Annotated in this window: 24 protein-coding genes; 5 read left to right on the top strand and 19 right to left on the bottom strand. The window is 60.5% G+C overall.

The annotated features are described in order from the left end of the window. Positions 1–347: 347 nt before the first annotated feature. Entirely contained in the window at positions 348–662 is a 315-nt protein-coding gene (locus OKW44_RS01345) for a YlcI/YnfO family protein (RefSeq protein WP_051103776.1), read from the top strand. Between the two features lie 216 nt (positions 663–878). Here OKW44_RS01345 and OKW44_RS01340 read toward each other — a convergent pair whose 3' ends face one another. Genes OKW44_RS01340 through OKW44_RS01300 form a run of 9 tightly spaced genes read right to left on the bottom strand, consistent with a single transcriptional unit; the run spans position 879 to position 8995 of the window. Next, a complete protein-coding gene (locus OKW44_RS01340) occupies positions 879–1064 on the bottom strand; it encodes a class II aldolase/adducin family protein (protein ID WP_429409429.1) in 186 nt (61 codons plus the stop codon). Then, positions 1021–2460, bottom strand: coding sequence for a dihydropyrimidinase (gene hydA / locus OKW44_RS01335; RefSeq protein WP_018420228.1), 1440 nt, complete (start codon positions 2458–2460; stop codon positions 1021–1023). Before hydA ends, OKW44_RS01340 begins: the two co-directional genes overlap by 44 nt. Before the next feature lies 1 nt (position 2461). Beyond that, positions 2462–3187 carry a maleate cis-trans isomerase family protein gene (locus OKW44_RS01330; protein WP_026225739.1) on the bottom strand — a complete coding sequence of 242 codons (726 nt, stop codon included), beginning with the start codon at positions 3185–3187 and terminating at the stop codon, positions 2462–2464. After that, positions 3184–4572, bottom strand: a complete 1389-nt coding sequence (locus OKW44_RS01325) for an amidohydrolase family protein (protein WP_018420230.1) — start codon at positions 4570–4572, stop codon at positions 3184–3186. The genes OKW44_RS01330 and OKW44_RS01325 overlap by 4 nt, the downstream gene beginning before the upstream one ends. After that, positions 4569–5369 (bottom strand): SDR family NAD(P)-dependent oxidoreductase, encoded by an 801-nt coding sequence (locus OKW44_RS01320; RefSeq protein ID WP_113061908.1) that lies wholly within the window; start codon positions 5367–5369, stop codon positions 4569–4571. Before OKW44_RS01320 ends, OKW44_RS01325 begins: the two co-directional genes overlap by 4 nt. 4 nt (positions 5370–5373) lie before the next feature. Continuing rightward, positions 5374–6345 carry an NAD-dependent epimerase/dehydratase family protein gene (locus OKW44_RS01315; protein ID WP_018420232.1) on the bottom strand — a complete coding sequence of 324 codons (972 nt, stop codon included), beginning with the start codon at positions 6343–6345 and terminating at the stop codon, positions 5374–5376. Then, complete coding sequence (locus OKW44_RS01310; RefSeq protein ID WP_018420233.1) at positions 6345–7115, bottom strand: ABC transporter ATP-binding protein; 771 nt, start codon at positions 7113–7115, stop codon at positions 6345–6347. Before OKW44_RS01310 ends, OKW44_RS01315 begins: the two co-directional genes overlap by 1 nt. A gap of 4 nt (positions 7116–7119) precedes the next feature. After that, positions 7120–7941, bottom strand: coding sequence for an ABC transporter permease (locus tag OKW44_RS01305; protein ID WP_018420234.1), 822 nt, complete (start codon positions 7939–7941; stop codon positions 7120–7122). Positions 7942–7954: 13 nt separating this feature from the next. Beyond that, positions 7955–8995: an ABC transporter substrate-binding protein gene (locus OKW44_RS01300; protein WP_018420235.1), complete on the bottom strand. Its 1041-nt coding sequence runs from the start codon at positions 8993–8995 to the stop codon at positions 7955–7957. Positions 8996–9329: 334 nt separating this feature from the next. Here OKW44_RS01300 and OKW44_RS01295 point away from each other — a divergent pair, with 334 nt between their 5' ends. The 3 genes from OKW44_RS01295 (at position 9330) to OKW44_RS01285 (ending at position 11710) form a co-directional block, all read left to right on the top strand. Then, entirely contained in the window at positions 9330–10058 is a 729-nt protein-coding gene (locus OKW44_RS01295; protein ID WP_026225742.1) for a GntR family transcriptional regulator, read from the top strand. A gap of 50 nt (positions 10059–10108) precedes the next feature. Beyond that, positions 10109–10849, top strand: coding sequence for an aspartate/glutamate racemase family protein (locus OKW44_RS01290; protein WP_018420237.1), 741 nt, complete (start codon positions 10109–10111; stop codon positions 10847–10849). A 102-nt stretch (positions 10850–10951) separates the two neighbouring features. Beyond that, complete coding sequence (locus tag OKW44_RS01285) at positions 10952–11710, top strand: sulfite exporter TauE/SafE family protein (RefSeq protein ID WP_026225743.1); 759 nt, start codon at positions 10952–10954, stop codon at positions 11708–11710. Positions 11711–12538: 828 nt separating this feature from the next. Here OKW44_RS01285 and OKW44_RS01280 read toward each other — a convergent pair. The 4 genes from OKW44_RS01280 to OKW44_RS01265 form a co-directional block, all read right to left on the bottom strand. Further along, entirely contained in the window at positions 12539–12919 is a 381-nt protein-coding gene (locus OKW44_RS01280; protein ID WP_018420239.1) for a type II toxin-antitoxin system VapC family toxin, read from the bottom strand. Beyond that, entirely contained in the window at positions 12916–13122 is a 207-nt protein-coding gene (locus tag OKW44_RS01275) for a type II toxin-antitoxin system VapB family antitoxin (protein WP_018420240.1), read from the bottom strand. The genes OKW44_RS01280 and OKW44_RS01275 overlap by 4 nt, the downstream gene beginning before the upstream one ends. 420 nt (positions 13123–13542) lie before the next feature. Continuing rightward, positions 13543–14535: an IS5 family transposase gene (locus OKW44_RS01270; protein ID WP_018420241.1), complete on the bottom strand. Its 993-nt coding sequence runs from the start codon at positions 14533–14535 to the stop codon at positions 13543–13545. Positions 14536–14699: 164 nt separating this feature from the next. Beyond that, on the bottom strand, positions 14700–15086 hold the full coding sequence (locus tag OKW44_RS01265) for a hypothetical protein (protein ID WP_018420242.1): 387 nt from the start codon (positions 15084–15086) through the stop codon (positions 14700–14702). Between the two features lie 1273 nt (positions 15087–16359). Between OKW44_RS01265 and ltrA the strand changes: the two genes are divergently transcribed. Then, complete coding sequence (gene ltrA, locus OKW44_RS01260) at positions 16360–17535, top strand: group II intron reverse transcriptase/maturase (protein ID WP_503129136.1); 1176 nt, start codon at positions 16360–16362, stop codon at positions 17533–17535. Between the two features lie 222 nt (positions 17536–17757). On the opposite strand, the gene maiA is transcribed toward ltrA, so the two are convergent. The 6 genes from maiA to OKW44_RS01230 all read right to left on the bottom strand — a co-directional run bounded on the left by maiA (position 17758) and on the right by OKW44_RS01230 (position 24527). After that, a complete protein-coding gene (gene maiA, locus OKW44_RS01255) occupies positions 17758–18444 on the bottom strand; it encodes a maleylacetoacetate isomerase (protein ID WP_018420243.1) in 687 nt (228 codons plus the stop codon). 13 nt (positions 18445–18457) lie between these two features. Beyond that, on the bottom strand, positions 18458–19726 hold the full coding sequence (gene fahA / locus OKW44_RS01250) for a fumarylacetoacetase (RefSeq protein WP_018420244.1): 1269 nt from the start codon (positions 19724–19726) through the stop codon (positions 18458–18460). A 20-nt stretch (positions 19727–19746) separates the two neighbouring features. Then, on the bottom strand, positions 19747–21042 hold the full coding sequence (gene hmgA, locus OKW44_RS01245; protein ID WP_018420245.1) for a homogentisate 1,2-dioxygenase: 1296 nt from the start codon (positions 21040–21042) through the stop codon (positions 19747–19749). A 71-nt stretch (positions 21043–21113) separates the two neighbouring features. Further along, on the bottom strand, positions 21114–21305 hold the full coding sequence (locus tag OKW44_RS01240; RefSeq protein ID WP_018420246.1) for a hypothetical protein: 192 nt from the start codon (positions 21303–21305) through the stop codon (positions 21114–21116). Between the two features lie 26 nt (positions 21306–21331). Then, complete coding sequence (locus OKW44_RS01235; RefSeq protein ID WP_018420247.1) at positions 21332–23029, bottom strand: FAD-dependent oxidoreductase; 1698 nt, start codon at positions 23027–23029, stop codon at positions 21332–21334. Between the two features lie 118 nt (positions 23030–23147). Beyond that, positions 23148–24527, bottom strand: a complete 1380-nt coding sequence (locus tag OKW44_RS01230; protein WP_162633942.1) for an MFS transporter — start codon at positions 24525–24527, stop codon at positions 23148–23150. Positions 24528–24669: the final 142 nt, after the last annotated feature.

Here is a 24669-nt window from a genome sequence, read left to right as displayed (position 1 = left end):
TCGTCGCGCACAGTTGGCCGCAGTTCAAATGCGACGACATCCTGGTCGAGCGGTTACGCCACGTCGGCGCCGATCTCAATTCACCTCGCAGAGGTGGCCGCCACACTCACGAAACTGTGCGGCCTTCTCGCACTGTTCGGCATTGCGCCCGGTTTCGACGTTACGTCATCATCGTTCTTCTTTTCAGTCTGGCAATGCGGGTAGCGTGATAGAGGAACCCCGTCCTTTAACTAGCGTTGCGAACCGCGATTCACCATGGTAGAAGCACCGCACGAACGCGCCCGTTTGCGGCGCGGAGAATACGACAGGAGTATGCGGCGAAACGAACCGCCGAAAATCAGCGGAAGGTGGTCGCGGTACGCGTCAACCCACAGATCGAGCAAAGGTTGCGGCTATTGGCAGAATTGACGGGACGCGGCCAATCGTTTTTCCTGCAGCAGATGATCGAGGTCGGCATCGGCGCTATTGAGGATGCCTGGCTGCCGCCGGATGTTCTCTCGCAGGTCCGGAGCGGCTCAATGCCGTCGCGGCAACCGGCGACCGAAGCGATTCCAGACCTCTTTGACAGCGCATTGCCGAGCGACATGAACTTGATAGAGGGTAGCATTTTGCGCAGAAAATCGCGGCAAATGCTGCCGGGACGCGCAGCAGTTCTGAACTGAACGCGAGCGACGCTCCCGGCTGCATGCCGGCATGTGTATCCGGGGCTGGCCGACCGACTTCCCGTGCGGGAAAGCGGATGCGCATCGATCGACATTAAAATAGTCGCCTCGTCGGACCGAGAACAGGATCCGGGCGGCACGCGCCAAACTCCACCGGTGCCCGGTAGCGACTCGAGGTTTGCCGCTGTGACTTCCGGGAGCTTGCGAGCACTTTCTTCAGTTGTACGACCGGCAGCCTCTCCGGCGGCATACCGCCGTACAGACGGCCTCTCTTAATGTGCGCCCGACGACGATGCAGCCGTGCCCTCGCATCAGCGCCGCGTTGTTCTGGCCGAGCCCCGGACTTCGAGGCGGATGATCAAAGCGGCAACAGCGTCTTGCGCCGCCGGGGCTTCGCCGGATCGGGTCGCGCGCAAGGCAGGAACTGGCCTCGTCCCGATTCCCCGCAAGACTTCTGCCCGTCCCATACCACCTCTCCGCGCGCCATCGTGAGGGCGGGCCACGCGCTCAGTTGCATGCCTTCGTATGGGGTGTAATCGACGTTATGGTGAAGGTTTTCGTTTTTGATCTCGAATTCAAGCCCTTCGTCCCAGATGACGAGGTCGGCGTCGGCGCCGATCGCGATACTCCCCTTGCGCGGATACAGCCCATACAGTTTTGCTGCATTCGTCGACGTCAGGGCGACAAAGCTTTGCGGCGTGATGCGGCCTTGACGCACGCCTTCGGACCACAGCAAAGCCATGCGTGTCTCGACACCGGGAATACCGTTGGCAATCTGGTCGAACGAAACATTCTCCCCGTGCGCTTTCTTGCCATCCGGGCCATCGTAGCGAAACGGCGCGTGGTCGGACGAGAAGACTTCGAACGAGCCGTTTTCGAGGCCGTCCCATATCACCTGCTGGTTCGCCTCGTCGCGCGGTGGCGGACTGCAGATGCACTTGGCGCCTTCGAAACTGTCGTCGCAGCCAAGCGAGTCCGCAGTGAGAAACAGATATTGCGGACATGTTTCGCCGTAGACCTTGAGACCGTGGCTTTGAGCCCAGCGAATCTGCTCAACGGCCTCCCGGCCCGACACGTGCACAATCAAAATCGGCACGTCGACCAGTTCGGCGAAGGCGATTGCGCGATGGGTGGCTTCGCGCTCGACGAGCATCGGTCGCGACGTCGCGTGATAGCGTGGCGCGGTATGACCCGCTTCGAGCAGACGCTCTGTCAGCCAGGCAATGCAGTCGGCGTTTTCCGCGTGGATCATTACCATCGCACCTTCATTGCGCGCAACCGACAGCGTATCGAGCATTTGCCGGTCGCTCAGCTTGAGCGCGTCGTACGTCATGTAGATCTTGAAGGAGGTATAGCCTTCGGCGATCAGCGCGGGCAGCTCCTCCTTGAGAATGTGAGGCGTCGGGTCCGTAATGATCATGTGGAAGGAATAATCGATCACGGCTTTCGCGCCGGCGCGGCGGTGGTAATCGTCGATCGCTTCGCGCAACGTGTGTCCCTTCTGCTGACAGGCAAACGGAATCACTGTGGTCGTGCCGCCGCAGGCTGCAGATGTCGTGCCGGACAGGAAGTCATCGGCCATGATGGAGCCGTCCCCGGTCGGCTGGTCGAAGTGCACGTGGCTATCGACGCCGCCCGGTGTCACGTGGCGGCCGGCTGCGTCGATTTCACGCTCGCCGCTGTCCAGGCTGAGTCCGAGGGCGACGATCCGGCCATCGCGAATGCCAATGTCGCTGGTGAAGATATCCGCGGCCGTGACCACGCGTGCGTTGCGAATGACAGTATCGAATGCAGGCATATCAGATTTCCCGAAAAAGTCGGCCCCAGCCGTCGATGCGGCGAGTGTCCACGTTAAGACGGCGAAGCATGTCCCAAACGACGGTTGTCACAGTGTCGAGCACAGGCACGCCGTGCTGCTGTTCCCAATGAACGACACGGTGCGCGGCATACAGATTGGTACAGAAAGTCGTTACGGCTTCTGCGCCGGCAGCGACCACGTCGGCCACCTGGCGGTCCAACGTCGGTTCGTCCACCAGAGCGAAGGCGAAATTTTCCTGAATGCCGAGATGGCTTTCGCACAACGCATCGATACCGCGTGCCGCGTAGTTCGCGATGATCTTCTGCTGAACGTCGACGAGGTACGGCGACACGAGCCCGAGCCGGCGGATCTCGAGGGCATCGAGCGCGCGGTTTAGCGCGAGCACCGAGGTGCTCGCCGGCACGCCGGTGGCCTGGCTGATCGCCTCGCACAGTGCTTCGTCCTGATCGAAGCCGAGCCACCCCGCAGACGTGCCGCTCCAGCCGATCATGTCGACATGCGCGTCGGCGAGCAGCCGTGCGGCATCGAGGATACGTTCGCGCTGGAACTGGCCCAGCGCGTCGGGGCTAAGTGCGATCTGTGTAACCGGAAAGCGGGCGAAATGAACGCTGACTCCGGGAAGGGCGGCCACAAGTGCCTGCGTGAGCGGTTCAAGTGAAGTATTGGAAGAGGGCGTGAGAATACCCAGCCGGATGCGTTGGCTCATGAGTGAATAGCTGAAGCAGGTGGATAGGAACGCCGTGGGGTGTCGCAGCGTCGCCAGACGGCCTCGCAGACGCTTTGGGCTTCCGCGCGAACGGCGTCTTCATCGACAAACAGAGCGTGCCCGTCGCTGACGGCGAACTCGCCATTGACGATGACGCTTTCGACGTCGGCACCGCTCGCGTTGTGAACGAGATTGCCGAGCGCATCGACGCACGGGGTGAGATGTGAGCGGCGAAAATCGAGAATTACCAGATCAGCGAGACGGCCGAGCGCGATCTCGCCGAGGCGATCGCCCCGGCCGAGCGCCAACGCACCGTGACGTGTAGCGATCGAGAAGACATCGTGAGGTTGCCAATCACTGTCCACGCCGCCTGCCTGAAGCCGGCCCATGGCGAGCGCCCAGCGCATGGCTTCGATCATGTCGCCATGCATGGTGTCGGTGGCGAGGCACAGGGACGCGCCTGCTTCCATCAGGCGGCGCGTCGGCGCAACGCGTCCAGATATCGCATTGCCCAATGGAATGTGGACGATGTGTGCGCCGCTCTTGCCAAGCAGTGCGATGTCCGTGTCATTGACGTGTATGCAGTGGCCGGCCAGCAGGCGCTCATTGAGCAGTCCGAGTTCATCGAGCAGTTCGACCGGCGAGCGGTCATACTGGGCTCGCACCCACGCCACTTCTTCAGCGCTTTGCGCGAGGTGCGTGCTGACCTGCAGATTCAGGCGGCGGGCTAGCGCATCGACATCCTTCAGCATGTCGATCGAACAGGTATCGGGCGCGTGAGCAGTCAGGTGGGTCTGGATTCGTCCGTTGGCGCAGCCCGCCCATCGTGCAACGAACGCTTCGGCGCGTTCGAGCTGACGCTCGCCACGGGCGCGTTCAAACCGCCGTTCGCCCGCCAATAAGGACGTGAAATCGACATCGGCCAGACGCTGGCTCGCGAAGACGCGCACGCCTGTCTGGGCGATGCCTTCGACCGTTGCCTCGGCGTGCACGAAACTGTCGACGAGCGTTGTACATCCCGCCCGCAAGGCTTCGAGCGCGCCGAGCCGCGACAGCGCGCACGCTTCGTCGGGCGTGAGCCAGGACGCCTGCGGTAAGCCGGGCGTGTACGACGGCGCAAACCCGCAGTCCGCCGCGACGCCGCGCACGAAGTTCAGCCCTGCATGGTAGTGCGTATTGATGAATCCGGGCGTGATGACGCGGCCCGGAAGCGGCATTACGCGCCGGGCGGCGGGCGGCGCCGCGCCGGCCGCTCCTCCGATATACGCGATCTGCGCGCCTCGAATACCGAGCGACGCCCGTTGCGCCTGGCCATTTGCGAGCAGCAGCGTGGCATCGGTGATCAGCAGATCGAGTGGAGCGTGCAGATCGTCGTGTTCGCTCATGCGGCCATCCAGCCACCGTCGACCATCAGCGTGGTGCCGGTCGTGAACGTGGAGAGATCGCTTGCCAGGAAAAGAACGGCGCGCGCAATGTCGTCCGGGTGACCGAGGCGGGGCCACGGCGTTCGCCGGGTCGCGCGATCGAGCACCACGGGATCCACTGCGCGGCCGCTAGCACCGGTTTGAATCTTGCCGGGTGCGACGGCGTTGCAGACAATGCCGTGGGGCGCATAGTCGGTTGCGATCTGCCGCGTCATGTAGTCGATCGCGGCTTTCGCGGTACCGTAAGCGAGATCCCCCGGCGCCGCGATCATGCCGTGTTGCGACGACAGATTAATGATGCGACCGCGCACTTCATCTACTGGCGGCTGGCCGGTCATCTGCCGCACGGCGGCGCGGCTGCAGCGAAAGACGCCAGTCAGGTTCACGTCGAGCACGCGCTGCCAGTCTGCCTCTTCCATGTCGAGCAGGGGGCGCGCATGCCGGATGCAGGCATTGTTCACCAGCACGTCCAGCCGGCCAAAACGCGCGACTGTCTGCGCAACGAGTGCATCGACCTGGGCCGTGTCGCTGACGTCGGTAAAAATAAAGTGTGCTATGCCGCCATCGCGATCGATCAATGCCGCGGTCGGCTCACCGCCTTCGATGACGTCGGTCGTTACGTCCGCGACCACGACAATCGCACCATTCGCGGCGAGCTGTCGCGCGATGGCGCGTCCGATGCCGGATGCGGCGCCCGTCACGATGCAGACCTTGCCTTCCATGGTCAGGTTTGCAGTCAAATAAGGTTTGGCGTTCATGGAATCAGCTGTTTATCCATCGGTCGAAGTCGGCTTCCGCGGCAGCAAGGTCGTATTGGGGGACGAATGGGCTGTCGTTCAGAAGGCGGGTGATATCCATCGACGCCCGATCGTAGTCCGCGTAGTAATCGATGTTGGGCACGTCGCCTTCGCGGGCTATGCGCCAGTCGAAGCCGGGATACCTTGCTGCAAGCCGTTCGCACCAGTCCGCAACGCTCCATTCGAAGCCTGCTGCCACGTTGTATGCGACGTGGGGAAGCGATGAGTGCGCGAGCAGTCCAGCAAGCGCTGCCGCCGCATCGCGCACGTACAGCCAGTCGCGGCGATGAGCGCGCGGCAGTATGACCGTCTCGCCTCTGCGTGCCCGTTGCAGTACCTGGAGCGGTGCGCTAAGCGTGTCGCGCACGCCCGAGTCGGCTTCCCAAGGTCCGAAGCATGTGCCGAGACGGCCAATGGTCAGCGAGAGCCCATGCAGCCGTGCAAGCCGCAGCACGGCTTCTTCAGCGGTTCGCTTCGAGATGCCGTAGAGCGCCTCGGGTAACAGCGGCGTCAGATCTTCGCTAAGCTGATGCGTGTTCTGCCGGCCGCTGGCGCCGTAGACCGAGCCGGAGCTGCCATGCACCATCCGTTCGACGCCCACTTTCGCTGCCGCGTCGAGCGCGGCAAGCGCGCCGCCGACGTTGACTTCAAAGATGGTCTGCGGCATGGCGCGCTCGCGGGCGGCATCCGCAGTGATCGCTGCCAGCGTGACCAGACGCGATGGCCGGTGCGTACGCATCGCATCTGTCAGCGCATGGGTGTCGCGGGTATCGCCCGTCAGGGCAACAAAGCGGCCGGGCAGCGCGGCGAACGCGCGCAACGCGGCATCGCGCGGTGCGCTGCAGTCAAAGCCGATGACCGTTTCGGCCTCGGCCAGCAACCGCTCGGTCAGCGCCAGTCCGACAAAGCCGCTGCTTCCTGTGACAAAGGTTGTCATCAGGCCAGCTCCGCCACGGTTTCGGGGCGCAGCAAGGACAGGATGTGCCGCTTGTAGTCGTTGAATGTCGTGCTGGTCGGATCGCGAGGCCGTTCCAGTTCGATAGGCAGCAGTTCGCGGATGCGTCCCGGCCGCGCCGACATCACCGCGACATGAGTGCCGAGCGCAAGCGATTCGTCAATTCCGTGCGTGACGAAAACAATCGTGCTGCGGCTCTGGCGCCAGATCCGGATCAACTCGGCATGCATATCCATCTTGGTCTGCTCGTCGAGCGCGCCGAATGGCTCGTCCATCAGAATCACCTCCGGATTCATCAGGAGCGCACGCGCGATGCCGACCCGCTGGTTCATACCGCCCGACAACTCGCTCGGGAAATGGTTTTCGAAGCCTTTCAGCCCCACCATTTCAATGTATCGCTGTGCACGCTCGCGTCGCTCGGACTTCCCGACGTTACGCATCTTCAGATGGAAGGCGACGTTTTCCCACACGGGCAGCCATGGCATCAGGTTGGCTTGCTGGAAGACGACGCCACGGTCGGCGCCGGGTTCCTCGACGACCGAACCGCCTACACTGACGGTGCCCGCAGTAGGCTTGTCAAAGCCTGCGATCATGTTGAGCAACGTCGACTTTCCGCAGCCGCTTGGGCCGAGCAGACATAGGAATTCGTTGCGCTCGACGCTCAGGCTGACGTTGTCGAGCGCGGTAACGGTCTGCTTGCGCTTTGTGTCTTCGAAGGTGCGCGAGACGCGATCGATCGTGATAAGTGCCATGTTTTCAGCCCTCCCGTGCCTGCAGTGTGGAACCCCGTTGCCAGCGCAGGACGCGCGCGGAGATTGCCTTGATCACGTAGTCGCTCAGGAAGCCGAGCAGACCGATGCTGGCCATCGACGCGATGACGACGTCGTATCGAAGGAAGTAGTAGGCGTCCCAGAGTACATAGCCGACGCCGCTTTTGACCGCGACCATCTCAGCGGTCACCGTCAGCATCCACGCGGAGCCAATGGCGATGCGCAGACCGGAGAAGATGCTGGGAAGTGCCGCCGGGAAGACGATGTGACGCAGCAGCATGGAGCCCGTGCCGCCCGTCATCGCGCCCGCTCTCAGCAGGTTACGGTCGCAGGTTTTGACGCCGTGGATCGTCGAAAGCAATATGGGGAAGAACGCGCCCATGAACACCAGGAAGATCGCCGGTTTGTTGGCGATGCCGAACCAGATAATCGCGAGCGGAATCCATGAAACAGGTGGAACCGGGCGCAGCGTCTGCAAGGTTGGCTCGACGAGCGACTCTACGGATCGCGACCACCCGATCGCCATGCCAATTGCGACACCCAATACCGTGGCGATTCCAAAACCCGCGAACACGCGGCCGGCGCTCGCCGCAATGTCGAAGATCCAGTGGCCCGAATAGGTCTGGGTGTTGCCATCGGTCGAAAAGATCCAGTCAGCCCAGGCGATCAACACCTGCGAAGGCGCGGGCAGCAGCGCCGCCGGCAGGATGCCTGAGCGCGAGAACGCTTCCCAGCCGGCAATCAGCAGAACCGGGACAATGCCCCGCTCGATGCGCCGGTAGAAACGCGATGAAGTTATCGATGTCATCACGCGATCCGAATTAATAACCGAGTTGAGCCTTGGGCTTGCCGGTCACCTTCTCCAGGAAGCTGTAGTCGAGATTCTTCTGGACCGCGTCGCTCACATCCGAGTTCACGTACTTCAGGTCGTGCATCATTTTGGCAATGGCAACCGCCGAGGTGCGATACATCTTGTAGTCCGGATCAAGGTTCTGTACTGCACCCGTCGCGATCTCCTTATCGAGGCCCGTCACTTTCTGGATCGTGTCGATGAAAAGCGGCTTGTTACCCGCCATCAGTTCATCGACCTTAACGATGGCACGGACTGTTTCGAGCACACCTTGGGGATTGCTCTCGATCACGTCCGGACGCGTGACGATCAGGTTGGTCAGCTTGCCCGCGGCCTGGTCGTACGGAAAGGCGAAGAACTTGCCGGCTTTCACGGCGCTGATCTGCGTCGCGAACGGCTCGACCGACGTGATCAGTTCGACCTCACCACGGCGGAGCGCTGCAGCGTGATCGGACGGGTTCGGAATGTTGATGAACTGAACGTCCTTATTGATATCGATGCCGTGCGTTAGAAACGCGCCACGCATATGGATATCCTGCGCATTGCCGCGCGAGGCGGCGACGCGGAAAGGCTTGCCTTCCTTCTTGTATTCCATGATGAGCTTTTTAAGGCCGTCCCAGTCGCCCGGCTGAACCGGAAGGCTGTTCGCTACCAGAATGCGCGATCCACCGTTGATCTGGCCGGAGATCGCCACGACCTTGAACCCCTTATCGAGTGCGGTCACGTAGTGCAGGTAGGTGACCTGTGCGACATCGATGCTCTTCGATAGCAGCGCGGTGAGCACGTCGTTGCCCGTATTGAACGGCACCGCGGTTAATTTCACGCCAGTTGCGTACTGGGGAGTCAGCGACAATGGCGTGCAATGCGCGCACTTCGCGTATCCAAGCTGAACCGGATCGGCGTCCTTCGCATGGCCGGCGGTTGGCGCGAGCGCAGCGGCCATCATGAGGGGTGCGACGAGCGCCCGGGCGGCACGCATCAGCGTAGAGAAAGAGAGACGGGCAAATTGCATCAGGAGATTCCTTTTTTGTCACAAAACGGATTGTTGTTGTGACAGTTAAAGCAACTCGTGTGCCAATTCGCGTCTTGTTCAGCCATCTTGAGCATCTGAATCTCAGGCAAGCGACAATCGGCACCGTATCGGCGATGTCGTGATACTCCTGCGGACACCTTGGCTGAACGCATGCCTGACGCGTCTTCGGCACTCTTCAGGTGCAGTCGCTTATCGTTGAGCGCGTACGTGGGGTGCTGATGAACGATGGCAGGGCACATTTGAACAATTCCAATTTTGTTTGTGACAATCTACAATTGCATCGACACAAACATGCGTGACGAGGGTGCCCGAAGTGTTGACCGAGAAAGAGCCACGCTCGCGCAAGGCGCGCAGCACCGAACAGATACTCGGCGTCGATGACGACAAGCTCGATGCCATATACAGGCGCATCCTGACGGCCGTGATGGAGCACCGGCTCCTGCCCGGTACGAAGATGGTGGAAGAGAAGCTGGCAGGTGTGTTCAAGGTGAACCGCACGCAAATCCGTAAGGTGCTTGCCCGGCTGACGCATGAAGGCATCGTGACGACTATTCCGAACCGCGGCGCTTATATCGCGAGTCCATCGGTACAGGACGCACGTCATATCTTCCAGGCTCGCCGGATTCTGGAGCCAGCGCTGATTCGCACATTGGTCGAGCGCGCGGACAAGGACGATTTCCGCCGGCTGCACGCGCATATTGCGAAGGAGAGGGCGGCTCGCGACAAGGGCGACAAGCACGCCGTCATTCGCCTGTCTGGTGAGTTTCATCTCCTGATCGCCGAGATGGTCGGCAGCCCGCCGCTGACCAAGTTGATGCGGGAACTCGCGTCGCTGACGTGTCTGATCATCCTGCTGTTCGATTCCCCGAACGTGCCCGCGTGTCCGAATCACGAACACACGGAAATCGTCGAACTGATGCAGAAGGGCGATCTGACTGCGGCGGTAGCAGCAGTGATCGGGCACCTCGATCACATCGAGGCAACTCTTGATCTCTCTCTGCCCGAAGATATGGAAGTCGATCTTTCCGCGATCTTCGGCTAGTCGCCGCCTCGTGGCTTGCGCCTGGACAGTCATCCTTCGAGAGTGAAATCATGAAACTGCTGATCATCAACCCGAATATATCTCTCGGCGTGACCGACTTGATCGAGGCCGAAGCGCGGCGTGTTGCTGCCAGCGACACTCAAATCCAAATGGCAACGGCGGCGAGTGGGGTCGCCTATATCGAAACGCGGTTTGAAGCGCTGCTCGGTGCACACGCGGCAGCAACCATCGCAGGTGAGCGCATTGGACAACACGACGCAGTGATGATCGCGGCGTTCGGCGATCCGGGTCTCCTTGAACTGCGCGAAGTGCTCGACGTGCCGGTGGTCGGCATGACCGAGGCTGCGCTGATGACGGCAGCGCAAATGGGGCAGCGTATCGGCATCATCGCCATCTCCCGGCGCATTACCGCCTGGTATCGCGAGACGGTCGATCGATACGGCATGCTGAGCAGACTCGGGGGAATACGCCATCTCGATCGTCCCCTACGCGACGCTTCAACGGTTCAGGATGAACATGCATCCCTGTTGCTCGGTCTGTGCGATAGAGCTGTTCAGGAAGACGGGGCCGACGTGCTGATCCTCGCCGGTGCGCCGCTAGCAGGTCTTGCGCGAACGGTCGCGGACAGGCTTCCGGTACCTGTCGTCGATGGCGTATCCAGCGCGGTTTGCCAGGCAGAGACGCTTTGCCGCTTGCGCTCGGTCAGCCCGAAAATCGGCAGCTTTGCCAAGCCACCTGAAAAGCCTGATGCGGGGTTGTCGGCCGCGATCCGCGGGTTGCTTCGGTCGTAGAGCACGATACGTTGAATCGACGGGGTTGATCGTCGGTCCGCATACCGTGCATTGGTTGCAATCTATCAATCGCAGTTCGTAGCCAGGAAGAAGGCCGCTACCATGTCAGTAAGCTCCGTTATTATCGTAGCGTTAGGCGCTGCAGCGGGCGGCTTTGTTCAGGGGCTCTCTGGCTTCGCTTTTGGCCTTGTGGCAATGTCCGTATGGGTATGGAGCCTCGACCCACAGCTTGCAGCCCCACTAGCGATTTTTGGAGCCTTGACCGGTCAGATCATGTCGGTTATCACCGTGCGTCGAAGGATCTGCTGGCGGGATCTTTTGCCGCTCATACTGGGCGGCTTGATTGGGATTCCGGTCGGCGCTGCGCTCCTCCCGGTACTGGACGTCAACCGGTTCAAGGCCTTCCTTGGCGCCCTACTGGTGCTATGGTGCCCAATCATGTTTTTCGCCAGCAGATTGCCGCGGATCTCACGTGGCGGTCCCATGGCCGACGGCGTGGTTGGCCTGTTGGGTGGCGTCATGAGCGGCCTCGGGGGATTTGCAGGTGTATTTCCGAACCTGTGGTGCGTACTTCGTGGATTCGATAAAGATCGTCAGCGCGGGCTCGTTCAAAACTTCAATCTCACGATACTTTCGGTAACCATGGTCATGTACACTTTCAGCGGAACGATTACGGCAACGGACCTTCCAATGTTTGCCGTAGTGGCGCCGGCAATGGTCGTCCCATCCGTAATCGGCGCACGGCTTTACATCGGCATGAGTGAAGTCGCGTTCCGGAAAATCGTGCTTGGACTGCTAACAGTGTCGGGGGCGGCCTCTCTCGCGTCTGCTATTCCTTGGCTCATCGCGTGGGGTCGATGAATTCAGCGATGTCCGAAAGATTTCGTCGCTAGTTCGAGCGTCGCGTTGGCCCATGCCTTCACTTAAATCAGACGGGTGGAAGGAAAGGCAGGCGTACATCGCTCATGGCCGATGTACGCCTGCCTGACTCAAAACGGGCTGCGCCGGTTCACGCCTCGACGTATACACGCCTTCAGGAATTCGCCGGAAGCTGAGTACCCGGCGTGAGTTGCCGGTCCTCAACAACCCCAGCAAGAACGCGGTTTCAACGGCATTCTGAATTCATGCGCTTGTGAGGCCGTTTGCGGTTGGCTTCCGGTGCGAGAGAGAAATGCTCTGGCCAACGTCGCAGAGCTGTCTCTTCAACCCCGTACCGGGCCGACGCACCGACACTTGTAGAGCCGGTGGCGTCGTTCAGCTATTGTCGAGAACGACCGTGCAAACCGGGCTATCTGACGCGATGGAGACTTTGGGTCGGTTCCAGGAGACCATTCGAACCGTCGACACATTAGGAACTATGCCGTGTCGCGCTGTTCGCGTAAGCGAACAGCGCGAAAGCTGGCTCGCCGAACGTGTATCAATAATCTGCTGAGCCGTTCGGCGAATCCGGTCGTTAGTCCAAGGCCACGCCAGCCGCTCGGCCGACAACCGGAAAATTATTTGACATAAAAGGAATTAGCAGTTTCATTAGGATAACAAAGTATCATGCGACATATAAAATCCGCCTGCGGACCGGAGAAGCCTCGTCAGGAACTGCTCAGGTGGGTGAGCTGTAAGACCGCAGGTTTTTGCACAGCGATAGCGCTGATCCTGGAAAGTGCCGAATGACGTGCCCGGGGGATGCCGCGCCTAGTGGATGTCATGCATATCCGCGATGCCGAGTTCACCGGCGAGCTGGGCGAGTCGTTTGTCCAAGGTCCAAAGTGACGCACCGGGAGTCATCAAAGTTGACGCAAGCAGCGTAAGGTCGCTGCTGCCGCAGCCTCGACCATAAAATTGTCTTGCCTCGATAAACGCCATCACCTCGGTCCATGTCGCGTGCGTCGCATGTTGCAGCAGCCCGATGTCGTGGAGCGTACGTGCGCGGGGTGCAGGTGGAGTGCCGCAGGCGAGCTCAACAAGCACGACTGGATGGGTGAGCGCCTGATCGCTGGTGATCAGCTGGACAAGTCTCGCATTCGCGCGACGGAAATGATCGACCCACACAGATGTATCGATGAGGACGCTCATTGAGCCGCAGGCTCCGATCGGCGCCGCGGGATGTCGGGCATACCGGGTTCGGTGCCGCCCAGCGACGCCAGACGCTTCCCAGCCTGAACGCGAACAAACGTCTGCATCGCCACTCGAAACAGGTCGGCCTTATCCATGTCAGGGTCGGCGAGCTCAAGAGCGCGCTCGTAAAGGTTGTCGTCGATCGTAACAGTGGTTCGCATTTGACTTCCAGTTGATGCTGAATTGCATCAATTATAGCATCAAATATTTGACGCTTCTTCCTGGACGAAAGATGGGGTAGGCCGCACGGGAGTATCGAAGGAGCTGTGTTGCGTGCAACGCGCCGGATCCACGGCGTGCTCACTGCGTCAGTGTGGGGCGACCATCCGCAACGACTCCACCAACTGCTGCAGCGACGGGCTCCGCGGAGAAATCGTGCGTCCACGCGATCAAGTTTTCGAGAAACGTGCCGAAAAACTGCTTATCCCCAGGCTTGGCTTCGCGCTGCTAGGGAAACACTGATCAATAAGCTCGTCGCCGGCGTTGCCGACGAGTCAGCTTGCAATTATCAGAATGTCGAAGGAATTCGGTCGCAAGCGAGGCGGGGTTTGCCCGGATTCGGGGCCCCCTCCTCACATTTTTCATGCACATGACGGACTACTCCCGTGAACTGACCGCAACCGGTTTCGGGCGATTACCAGGTTCGCCAAGGCGAACAGGCTGAACAGTTGCGCCGTGTTCTTGGCCAGCCCCTTGTAGCGCACCTTGCGATGACGGAACAGATTCTTGACGATATGAAACGGATGCTCGACCCGAGCACGAATTTGCGCCTTGGCCCGCTCGACCGCGATCACCAGATCCTTCAGCGGACCATCCTGCATCGCCTTGATCTTTCCGCGCTTGGCCGCCACGCGCCACTTCACCGACTTGCCCTTCATTTCGTCGCGTTTGTCTACGCCGATGTAGCCCGCGTCGCCGAACGCTTCCTCTTCGTGCCCGTGCAGCAGCGCGTGGGCTTGCGAGACATCCGACACGTTGGCGGACGTGCCGACCACGCTATGCACCAGACCCGAATTGGCGTCGACTCCGATGTGGGCCTTCATCCCGAAGTGCCACTCGTTGCCCTTCTTCGTCTGATGCATCTCCGGGTCTCGGCTCTTCTCCGCGTTCTTGGTCGACGGCGGCGCTTCGATGATCGTCGCGTCGACCAACGTGCCTTCCTTCATCATCAGTCCGCGCTCACACAGCGAGATGCCGATCTCGTCGAACAACTTCCGCGTCAGATCGTGCTCGACCAGCAGGCGGCGGAACTTCAACAGCGTGGTCGCATCCGGCGCGTTCTCGACGGCCAGATCGATGCCGGCGAAGGCGCGCATCGCAATGCTATCGTACAGCGCGTCTTCCAGACCTTCGTCCGACAGGCCGTACCACTGCTGCAGAAAGTAGATTCGAAGCATGCGCTCCAGACCAATCGGCGGACGGCCACGCTCACCCTTCGGGTAATACGGCTCGATCGCCGACAGCAACCGCGGCCACGGTACGACCCTCTCCATCTCTGTCAGGAAGCGCTGGCGCCTGGTCACCCGTTTCTTGCCCGCACTCTCCGCTTCTGCAAAGCTGATCTGCCGCTTCATCACTATTGGTCCGTTCCGTGAGCTTCCTTCTATAACGTACTCGGACACGTCAGCGATGACGGCCGAGCCTGATAAATCAGTGTTTCCCTAGAGATCACCGCTCACACCCAGGAATGTCGTAGCTTGAACTCATACACCTACAAGCCAGTGCAGCGGCGCGAGCGTTACTCCTCGACGACGATAGGCGAACTTTCGGTTCCTGCGAGAAAATCCCTGAGTTGCTCTTCGGCGTGACGTACCGCATGCAGTGGTGCGCGGGCAAGTTGCGCGTCATACAGCGCTATCAGTTCTTCAAAGTCACCGATGACGTCCGGCGTCAGACGCCATTCGCCCGTCCCATACGCGTGCGCCAGCGCCACCTCCACAGCGCACTCGGCGACCTTGAAGTGCGCGGCGGGATGCCTTCCGTAGCCCGCGCGTTGCAAAAAATAAGCAAGATAGACGGCGCGCATCAGTTCGTTGATCAGGTGACTATTGGCCTGGCACTCACGACAAGCGACCAGCGCCAGATGCAGCCTCAGGGACTGTTCGCTAGCGGACGCACGATCCATCGGTAACAACAGCGCCTTTGTCAGCGGCCGGCGTGGCTGGCCGGTCCGAGACCGGTTTCGTTTGACGGACATCTACTCGAAGCAGGGTGGTCTGGGAAGATAGCCCGATTATAGCGAAGCTGTCTGCCGGATCAGTTTCGGTGGTCACACCACCGACTTATGCGTACAAGTATTGGAAAGGGAGTGCATCCGCAAAAAGGTTGTGAAAAGGCCGTGCTCCTGGACGTCAATAGTTCGGCAGCAGCTCAATCAATCCTGATTTCTCGCAAATCGTCCCGCGCTTCCGTAGACCGCCGTGAATCTGTCACTGTTGCGACAATCAATCCATTACGGGCCACGCCTCTTGTCCCCCTGGGCAACCACTCCGGCCGTGTCATCGAAGAGGTGCCGGTCGGCCGGAAAGATACCGTCAGAAGGAACAAGCCGATCGACCGCCTCGGCTGGTTCCGGCCGACCGCATCAGGCAGTAGCCGGCCGAGGCCGTGTGAAAACGCATGCGGAATGCGGTGCTCGAAAAAATTGACCCTCCAGATCGCTCTGTGTTGGCCTAGTGGCAACTCGGGAAGGGTAAAGCGACACCCAAAAACCGAATACTTTTGCGTTTTCACACGGGTGCGCCGGGAGACCGGCAAGGAGTAGGTGGTGCAAGTCCACTGCGATGAAGGAATAGCGAACCACATCGGCCCCGAGCCGTGCGCAGGCGTCCGCGAGGATGTCGGCGAAGCGTCGGCAGGGGTACGTGCAGGCCAGCCATTGAGCCACGATAGAAAACTGATCCCGGGTGCCGACGCTGTCTGTGTAGCGGAAGGCGAAACGTCTGAGCGCGCAATCGCGAGCGCCCGGATGACCCGGCGTGGTCGTAGAACCTGGCATGTGCGCACGCTCCTTGTTCGGGAACCGGGAGATCTCCAGTCTGGCCTGCCGCAGGATGGACAGGTCCGCATCGGGAAGGCGAGGAGCCGTAGCTGATGATGAACGGACGGGAGAAGTCAGACTCCGCCGTAGTAGCGATGAAGCCTGCGAACAAGGCTGGGGAACCAGCTGCGGAGTGGGCGGAGCCAAGGGCGGGGACCGAGGGGAACACGGGTCAGCCACACACGCACCGGGCGCAGAACCGGGCAAGCGTGCCACAGGGGCTGGAACGTGTACGGCAAGCCGCAAGACAGCGGAAGAAGGAACGGTTCACCGCGCTTCTGCATCACGTTACGGCCGACCGGCTCCGAGGGGCATTCTTTGCGCTCAAACGCAATGCGGCGCCCGGAGTGGATGAGGCCTGACGTGGCGGTACTACGAGGCGGGACTGGAAGAGAATCTCCAGCGCCTGTACGCGCAGGTACAGAGCGGAGCGTACCGGGCACTGCCTGTTCGGCGACAGTACATACCGAAGCCGGACGGCAAACAGCGCCCGTTGGGGATTGCCGCGCTGGAAGACAAGATCGTCCAGCGTGCGGTGGTGGAAGTGCTGAACGCGATATATGAGGAAGACTTTTTGGGTTTCTCGTACGGGTTCCGGCCCGGGCGTAGTCAACATGATGCGCTGGATGCGTTGGCGACGGCCATCACCCACACCCCGGTGAACTGGATTCTGGACGCGGATCTTCGGAGCTTCTTCGACTCGGTTAGCCAGGAATGGCTAGTCCGTTTCATGGAGCACCGGATCGGCGACCAGCGCATCATCCGTCTTGTGCGCAAGTGGCTCAAGGCGGGTGTTCTGGAAGACGGAGAGATAAGCGTCAGTGAGACAGGGACACCACAGGGATCAGTGGCTTCACCGCTGTTCGCGAACGTGTACCTGCACTACGTCTTCGACCTCTGGGCCAACCGGTGGCGACGGCGGGAAGCCAAAGGCAACGTCATCATTCTGCGATACGCAGATGACATCGTTGTCGGCTTCGAGCACGAAGCTGACGCGCGGCGATTCTGGGACGCGATGCGTTTGAGGCTGGAGGAGTTCTCGCTTGTGCTTCACCCGGACAAGACGAGGCTGCTGGAGTTCGGCCGCTATGCAGCGGTCAACCGCCAGAGCCGGGGTCTTGGCCGACCGGAGACCTTCACCTTCCTGGGTTTCATCTTGATCTGCGGCCGGTCTCGTCGCGGGGCTTTCCAGTTGCAGCGGAAGACCCGAGGGGATCGCATGCGGGCGAGACTCAGGCAGATCAAGGAGGCGCTACGGACGCGCATGCACGAACCGATTCCAGTGCAAGGGCAATGGCTCAGGCAGGTAGTTCGCGGATACTTTGCGTATCACGCGGTGCCTACCAACTCGCGGGCACTCGGCGCATTTCGACATCACGTCACCGCTCTATGGCGGCGCACGCTCCGGCGGCGCAGTCAGAAGGACGCCATGACGTGGGAGCGAATGAGACGAATCTCCAATGCCTGGCTTCCGCCCCCGCGAATCCTTCATCCGTGGCCTGACCGGCGCTTCGCCGTCAAACACCCGAGGTAGGAGCCCGGTGCCCGAATTGGGCACGCCGGGATCTGTGCGGGGGGTGCTCAGTAATGGGCATCCCTACCGCGATCCTCGGCCAACTTCCGCCGTTCGACGGGGCGATCTGCCGCCACTCCAACGGCTTAGGTATGTCGGCGGATAGCGGCCGTTCGAGCAACCGACAGAGAACGGCCCTTGCGATGGCTGAATCTCCGAAGTCGACAATAAGTCATGGTCCTTTTACGACGCCGCGTCTGGCTGTCTGCTCGGATGCGCGTTCTGAAAAGCCTGTAGTGCGCTGCAGGCCTCGTCTATTTCCAATAAACGCGGGCATTGGGAGAGATCGACCTCGAACCGTCGCGCATTAAACAACTGAGGCACCACGCAACAGTCTGCCAGCGTGGGTCGATCGCCATCGCAGAAGCGCCCGGATGAACCCATATCCACCAGTAGCGTTTCCAACGCCTCGAGTCCGGTCGTCATCCAGTGGCGCATCCAATCTAGCCGTGCCGCCTCGTCGACATGTATCTCGTGCTCCAGATATTTTAGAACCCGCGGATTGTTAAGCGGATGGATTTCACTCCCGATTGATAGCGCCAACTGCCTTACCTCTGCACGCGCAAATGGTGCGTCGGGCAACAACGGCGGGTCGGGGTGGCATTCCTCGAGGTATTCGATGATGGCCAACGATTGACGGAAGGTTCGACCATCCTCGCGGTAGCTCGGCACGAGCCCGAAAGGATTTACCGCGCGATATTCGGGTTGATGTTGCTGTCCGCCGTCACGAAGCAAGTGGACGGGCACTGTACGGTAATCGAGACCCTTCAGGTTGAGCGCAATGCGCACCCGGTACGCCGCAGAACTGCGGAAATATGTGTAAAGGACGCGATCTGAGACCGCCGCTTCCGGCTTGTTCGAAACTGTCATCGGTGGTTCCTTTTTAGGCCAGGACGGTGCCACGGACTTCGCCGAGTCCGATGCGAACCGCGCCGGGACGTTCGCACCATCCACGCAGAATCAGCGTGTCGCCGTCCTCCAGGAAGGTCCGCTGCTCGCCATTGGCCAGCACGACGGGCTGCCTGCCGCCCTCGGTCAATTCGAGTAGCGAGCCAGCCTCATTGGCGGCGGGGCCCGACAATGTACCGGAACCAAGCAGATCGCCTGGCTGGAGATTGCAGCCGTTGACCGTGTGGTGGGTCACCAGTTGTGCCGCTGTCCAGTAGGCCGCTGTGCCAGCGTTGCCCAGCGTCAAACGCTGAGGTGGGAGGCCTGACCCGACCATGCGCTCCGTTAGGATCAACACCTCAAGTGTGATGTCGAATGCGCCTTCCTTGCGATTACAGGCGGCGTCGAGGTAAGGGAGCGGCTGCGGGTCACCGTCGGGACGCGTCAACGGCGCGCGGAAGGGTGCCAGTGCCTCGGTCGTGATTAACCACGGAGAGACGGTTGTGGCGAAGTTCTTGGACAGGAACGGGCCGAGCGGCTGGTACTCCCACGCCTGGATGTCGCGCGCGGACCAGTCGTTGAGCAGTGTCACACCGAAAAGATGATTCTCCGCGTCTTCGATGGAGACGGGTTGCCCCAAATCGTTGCCGCGACCGACGAAGTAGCCAAGTTCGAGTTCGTAGTCCAGTCGTCGGCTGGGACCAAAGGTGGGTTGCGCGGCCTCCGGCGTTTTGGTTTGCCCACGCGGACGCCGAAACGTCTGGCCGCTCACGCGAATGGATGAAGACCGACCGTGATAACCAATCGGCACCCATTTGTAATTCGGCATCAGCGGCTGGTCGGGCCTGAACAGCTTGCCGACAGACATGGCGTGGTGAATGCCCGTATAAAAATCTGTGTAGTCTCCGATTCGGCAAGGCGTTGCCATCTGCGCCGCGCTCTGGTTGATAAGCAGCGTCGACCATGCTTGTTGCTGCTCGCTGCCGTGCGCCAGGCCTCGGGAAATGGCGCGACGCAACTCCAGTCGAGTTGTTGAATCAAGTGCCATCAACGCGTTCATGTCCGGACCGTCGATCAGGCCTGTGCCCTGCAGATCTAAAATCTGGTCGCCAATGGCTACCCCAATCTTGAAGTCCTCGTCCGTGCCCATCGGTCGATAACGACCAAATGGAAGGTTCTGGATCGGAAAATCGCTCCCCGGTCGGTTTGCCTGTTCCACCCAACTTTTCAGAGCCGGGCTGTGCGTCTCGTCGATCAACGACATGTGATTTCTCCAACGTCCTATCAGGCTTGTGCCGGGTTGAAATGCTTCTTGAGGCCCTGCCAGCACCGGTAATACTCGCCTTGGAGCTGCGACGATTCGAGCGCATGGCGCGTCGGCCGGATGACGGCGGGCGTTTCGAACATGAACGCCAGCGTGTTCGTGATGTGATCAGGCCGGGTCGTGTCTGCGGTGCTCGCCCTGGCGAAGGTTTCGGCATCTGGGCCATGACCACTCATGCAGTTGTGAAGCGACGCACCGCCGGGCGCAAAACCTTCAGCCTTCGCGTCATACGCGCCATGAATCAGTCCCATGAACTCGCTTGCGAAATTTCGGTGGAACCATGGCGGACGGAACGTGTTTTCCATCGGCAACCAACGCGGCGGGAAAATGACAAAGTCGATCGAATCGACGCCGGGGGTATCAGTGGGGGACTGGAGCACCAGGAAAATCGAGGGGTCGGGATGGTCGAAGCTTATTGAACCAATCGTGTTGAAGCGCCGCAGGTCGTACTTGTACGGCGCATAGTTTCCGTGCCATGCGACGACGTCGAGCGGCGAGTGGTCGATCCGGGCTCGCCAGAGATTGCCTTCGAACTTCGCGATCAGTTCGAAGTCGCCTTCCCGGTCTTCATACGACGCGACCGGCGTCAGAAAATCACGCGGATTCGCCAGGCCGTTGGAGCCAATGACGCCAAGGTCGGGCAGCTTGAACAGCGCGCCATAGTTCTCGCACACGTAGCCGCGCGCCTCGCCATCGGGCAGTTCAACCCGGAAACGCACGCCTCGCGGGATGACGACGATCTCCTGCGGTTCGACTTCCAGCAGTCCCATTTCGGTTGCCACGCGCAGCCGTCCTTGTTGCGGCACGACAAGCAACTCACCGTCGGCGTTGTAGAAAAACCGGTCGGTCATGGAACAGTTCGCGGCATACAGGTGGATACCGCATCCTCGCCCTACATCGGGCGCCCCGTTGCCCGCCATGGTTACAAGGCCAGCCACGAAATCGGTCGGTGCATCGGGCATCGGAAGGGGATCCCAGCGCAACTGATCCGGTGGCGTCGGTACTTCGTCGAAGCGGCTCAACAGGCGCGAGTTCTCGATATGCTGGAATGGCGAGTGCATGGCCGCTGGCCGGATCCGGTACAACCACGAACGCCGATTGTTATGACGCGGCGCCGTGAATGCAGTCCCTGAGAGTTGTTCTGCGTATAGGCCATAAGGCACGCGTTGCGGAGAGTTACGCCCCACGGGAAGGGCGCCCGGCAGCGCCTCGGTGGCAAACTCATTGGCGAAGCCGGTTTGATAATTGACGGTCATTGTTTCGTGTTCCTGCGAAGGATATGGGAAGCCAGAAAAAGTGCTACGAGGCGGGCTTGTGGATTGGAACCCTACCGCGGCGCTGATTCAGTCATTCCTTCGCTTGCGTCGTCGATTAAATTCAGTGCGACGGCGGGGTCGTCGATCCTGTCGATCGCGAGCATGGCGAAGCGCGCGAGGAAAAGCGAAGTGTTCGGCTGACCCAGTTGAGTCATGGTCTTGCACAGCCGGGTATAAATGATGTCGAGCTCGCTGTCGGTCATGGCGTTCTCCTTTACCGGTTTGGTGATCACATTTGAAGGGCGTGGTGGATGGCGGCTGCAACATCTGCAGCCGCTGCCGCATGCCAGCGTCCCAGTACATGGCCGTCCGGGCGAACCAGGTATACGGTGCCGGGTCTGGCGTTGTACATGGCGAACAGCCGACCTGTGTGGTCCCAGTTGTGATTGTTTTTCGTCTCGGGGTGAAGATGCGAAGTCACGGGGATCAGCTTGAAAGGCAGCTTTTCCTCTTGAAGCGTTGCTTCGAGTTCGGCAAATTCCACCGGTACGCGTCCGTCTTCGCTGAAGTGCAGAGCGGTGAACCTTGGAGTGATCAAGTCCGTCAGATGAGCCTCCCTCGCGCTGCCGCCCTCGACGATCGTCAGTGGGCATTCGGTCAACACGGCCCCCGGCGCAGGACCAGCCTCAAACGCGCCCGACTGCGCTTCAGGCGTGTTGAGCGGCGACTCCGTATAACTGATGGCCGAAGTCTGCCGCGGGTTAATCAGAGAACGCACGCGTTCATGCTTGATCGCCAGACTCAATACGGCCTTGCGCATCAACTCGAAGGCGAATGAGGGCGGCGCCATGAATTCGGTGCTCTTGGTACCGTAGCTAAGGTTTTCGTGGGCCGCAAAGACGCGCTCGTCTGAATAGCTGTCGAGCAATCCTTCGGACGCAAGGCCACGGACGACGAACGCCAGTTTCCACGCGAGGTTGTCCGCGTCATCGATTCCTGAATTCGCGCCGCGCACGCCAAAAATCGGCACCAGATGGGCTGCATCGCCGCCAAACAGCACGCGATCGTGACGATAGCTTTCCAGGGTCAAGGCATTGGCCTTGTAGATCGTGATCCAGATGGGTGCCCAGGCGCCACGTTCGCCCATCATGTCCAACAGGCTTTGCACCCGTGGCATGACATTTTCAGGCTTGACTGCCTGTTCGGCGTCCTCGCCGTCCCGCAATTGGTAATCGATGCGCCAGACATTGTCAGGCTGTTTGTGGACCAGCACGGTGGAGCCCGGGTTCGACGATGGATCGAAGTAGGCAAGACGCTCGGTCGGCCGCTCGCTCTCGAGCTCGATATCGACGATGACATAACGGCCCTCGTAGCTCGTCCCATTGAGCTGCAAGCCCAATGCCTCGCGGATCGTGCTGCGCCCACCATCGCAGGCGACCACCCAGTCCGTATTGAGCGAATAGTCGCCTTCGGGAGTCGCGAGGCGAAGCATGGCGCCGTCCGTACGCGAATCGATGGCGGTCACCTTGGTCTGCCAGCGGATGTCGATCAGATCAGACTTCCGTTGCGCGGCGTCCAGGAGAAACTGTTCGATGTGATATTGCGCGACGTTCACCATCGGAGGCAGTTTCTGGTTGTCGTCCTGCGGCATCTTGAAGTGCAGCACTTCGGTGTCGCGATAAAAACTGCGCCCACCGGCCCACGGCAGTCCGGTCTTCAGAAACCCGTCCACTGCACCCAGGCGCTCGATGATTTCCAGGCTTCGACGCGAGATACAGATGGCCCGGCTGCCATAGCATACGGAATCATCGGCTTCGATCAATACGGAAGGAACGCCGTGATTGGCGAGGCCAAGTGCCACGGCGAGTCCGACAGGGCCACCGCCGACGATCGTCACTGCATGTCGCTTTGTCTCGATGCCGTTGTCAAGATTCGGCATCTGGCCAGCGTACTTTTTTGCAGTGAAGGGATAAGCTTTGAATTCCATCGTTTGCTCCTTAACGAATTCTGGTAAGCGGGGGGCCGCGCATGAGCTGCGCCTCGATGCTGCCGTAACGCCATCGGCGTATTCGCCCAAGTAGGGCAATCCGCACTAACGTGCGTTGCTAGATAGTTCCGCGTCGCGGGAGCGCTTGGGCTGAACGGGCAGCACTTGCCACCACGATGGAGCCGATCACGAGCAATGCCGCTGCATAGAGCAATCCGGCCGAGAAGCTATGGGAGAGATCCTTCAGCCATCCCACGACCAGGGGGTTCAGCGCCGACCCGATGTTGCCGGTCGCGTTGATCACTGCGATCCCAACGGCACGGGCCCGGAGGCTCAATGCGTGATCAGGGGTTGTCCAGAAGATCGACATGGCGGTGTACGATCCCGCCGACGCGAGGCAGATGCCTAACATCTGAATCACGGGGTTGGTGGAATAGGCGGTGCAAAGCCAGCCAGCAGCGGAAAACAGCATCGGCAACATCAGGTGCCATTTGCGCTCCTGTTTGCGATCAGAGCGTCTTCCCCACCAGATCATTGCAACGATCGTGCAGATTTGCGGGATCGCGGCCAGCAGGCCGACGGTCCGATTGCTCGCGTCAGCGCTGAAGCTTTTGACGATCAGGGGCGTCCAGACGGCAACCATTGCTAGCGTGTTGACCAGACAGAAATAAGCGAGCGCAAATTTGAGGACCGTTGGCGAGAAGAGCTCGCTGAGAAGGCTTCTTTCGTCGGTGGCGGGCGAATGCGGCACGGGGTCGGCGTTGTGCTCGGCCGCGAGGGTCTTCGAAAGCGTGCGCTTCTCATCGGCAGTGAGCCAGTGCGCCTTCTCGGGAACATCGCGCAGATAGCCGAATACGACCAGACCCAAGATCGCCGAAGGCAGACCCTCCAGACAGAAGAGCCACTGCCATCCTTTGAGGCCAAGCGTTCCATCCAGCGCCAGAATGTATCCCGAGAGTGCGGAGCCGACCGCGGCCGTGACGGGCATCGCGATCATGAACAAAGCGTTGGCCCTCGCGCGATATGCGCTCGGAAACCAATACGTCATGTAAAGCAGGATGCCTGGTAGAAAGCCCGCCTCGGTCACGCCGACGAGGATTCGCAACAGGTAAAGCGTTCCCGGACTCGATGCGGACATCGTCGCTGTAGAGGCCAGACCCCAGGCGATCATGATAGTCCCGATCCATTTCCGCGCGCCGATGCGCGCCAGGACGATGTTGCTGGGAATGCCGAACGCGATATATGCAATATAAAACAACGTGGTCGCCAGACCGAACTGGACGCCGGAGAGGCCGAGATCCTTCATCATGGTAAGGCCGGCAAATCCGATATTGATCCGGTCCATGAACGAGAAGAAGAACAGGACGAAGAGAAACCAAAGAAGGTGCCGGGAGACCTTGGCGATGACACGCTGCTCTCGCATCGATTCACCAGATCCAGCACCGTTTGCCGGACCGCCAGGAAGCGGACTGCGGTCAGCCAATGGGGTCGTTTCCATACGGGTCGTCTCCAAACTCAGCTCTATGTCGAGCGCCGCAGCACTCAATGCAATCGCGTCAGGCTCGTCAGGGCGGCGAGGTATGGCGATGAGTGGAGTATGGAGATTCGCCCGCGCGCGCTGTCCCCAAAATGGGTACGAC

The organism is Paraburkholderia lebeckiae, assembly GCF_050436325.1.
Lineage (GTDB): Bacteria > Pseudomonadota > Gammaproteobacteria > Burkholderiales > Burkholderiaceae > Paraburkholderia > Paraburkholderia tuberum.
Note: the sequence above shows the minus strand (reverse complement) of the source record. Positions and strands in the feature narration are given on the sequence as shown.

What these genes read in the sequence shown, in the direction of transcription:
- hydA (WP_018420228.1), bottom strand. Translation starts at nt 2,460, where the DNA reads ATGCCTGCATTCGATACTGTCATTCGCAACGCACGCGTGGTCACGGCC.
- OKW44_RS01330 (WP_026225739.1), bottom strand. Translation starts at nt 3,187, where the DNA reads ATGAGCCAACGCATCCGGCTGGGTATTCTCACGCCCTCTTCCAATACT.
- OKW44_RS01325 (WP_018420230.1), bottom strand. Translation starts at nt 4,572, where the DNA reads ATGAGCGAACACGACGATCTGCACGCTCCACTCGATCTGCTGATCACC.
- OKW44_RS01320 (WP_113061908.1), bottom strand. Translation starts at nt 5,369, where the DNA reads ATGAACGCCAAACCTTATTTGACTGCAAACCTGACCATGGAAGGCAAG.
- OKW44_RS01315 (WP_018420232.1), bottom strand. Translation starts at nt 6,345, where the DNA reads ATGACAACCTTTGTCACAGGAAGCAGCGGCTTTGTCGGACTGGCGCTG.
- OKW44_RS01310 (WP_018420233.1), bottom strand. Translation starts at nt 7,115, where the DNA reads ATGGCACTTATCACGATCGATCGCGTCTCGCGCACCTTCGAAGACACA.
- OKW44_RS01305 (WP_018420234.1), bottom strand. Translation starts at nt 7,941, where the DNA reads ATGACATCGATAACTTCATCGCGTTTCTACCGGCGCATCGAGCGGGGC.
- OKW44_RS01300 (WP_018420235.1), bottom strand. Translation starts at nt 8,995, where the DNA reads ATGCAATTTGCCCGTCTCTCTTTCTCTACGCTGATGCGTGCCGCCCGG.
- OKW44_RS01290 (WP_018420237.1), top strand. Translation starts at nt 10,109, where the DNA reads ATGAAACTGCTGATCATCAACCCGAATATATCTCTCGGCGTGACCGAC.
- OKW44_RS01285 (WP_026225743.1), top strand. Translation starts at nt 10,952, where the DNA reads ATGTCAGTAAGCTCCGTTATTATCGTAGCGTTAGGCGCTGCAGCGGGC.
- OKW44_RS01280 (WP_018420239.1), bottom strand. Translation starts at nt 12,919, where the DNA reads ATGAGCGTCCTCATCGATACATCTGTGTGGGTCGATCATTTCCGTCGC.
- OKW44_RS01275 (WP_018420240.1), bottom strand. Translation starts at nt 13,122, where the DNA reads ATGCGAACCACTGTTACGATCGACGACAACCTTTACGAGCGCGCTCTT.
- OKW44_RS01270 (WP_018420241.1), bottom strand. Translation starts at nt 14,535, where the DNA reads ATGAAGCGGCAGATCAGCTTTGCAGAAGCGGAGAGTGCGGGCAAGAAA.
- OKW44_RS01265 (WP_018420242.1), bottom strand. Translation starts at nt 15,086, where the DNA reads ATGGATCGTGCGTCCGCTAGCGAACAGTCCCTGAGGCTGCATCTGGCG.
- maiA (WP_018420243.1), bottom strand. Translation starts at nt 18,444, where the DNA reads ATGACAGTTTCGAACAAGCCGGAAGCGGCGGTCTCAGATCGCGTCCTT.
- fahA (WP_018420244.1), bottom strand. Translation starts at nt 19,726, where the DNA reads ATGTCGTTGATCGACGAGACGCACAGCCCGGCTCTGAAAAGTTGGGTG.
- hmgA (WP_018420245.1), bottom strand. Translation starts at nt 21,042, where the DNA reads ATGACCGTCAATTATCAAACCGGCTTCGCCAATGAGTTTGCCACCGAG.
- OKW44_RS01240 (WP_018420246.1), bottom strand. Translation starts at nt 21,305, where the DNA reads ATGACCGACAGCGAGCTCGACATCATTTATACCCGGCTGTGCAAGACC.
- OKW44_RS01235 (WP_018420247.1), bottom strand. Translation starts at nt 23,029, where the DNA reads ATGGAATTCAAAGCTTATCCCTTCACTGCAAAAAAGTACGCTGGCCAG.
- OKW44_RS01230 (WP_162633942.1), bottom strand. Translation starts at nt 24,527, where the DNA reads ATGGAAACGACCCCATTGGCTGACCGCAGTCCGCTTCCTGGCGGTCCG.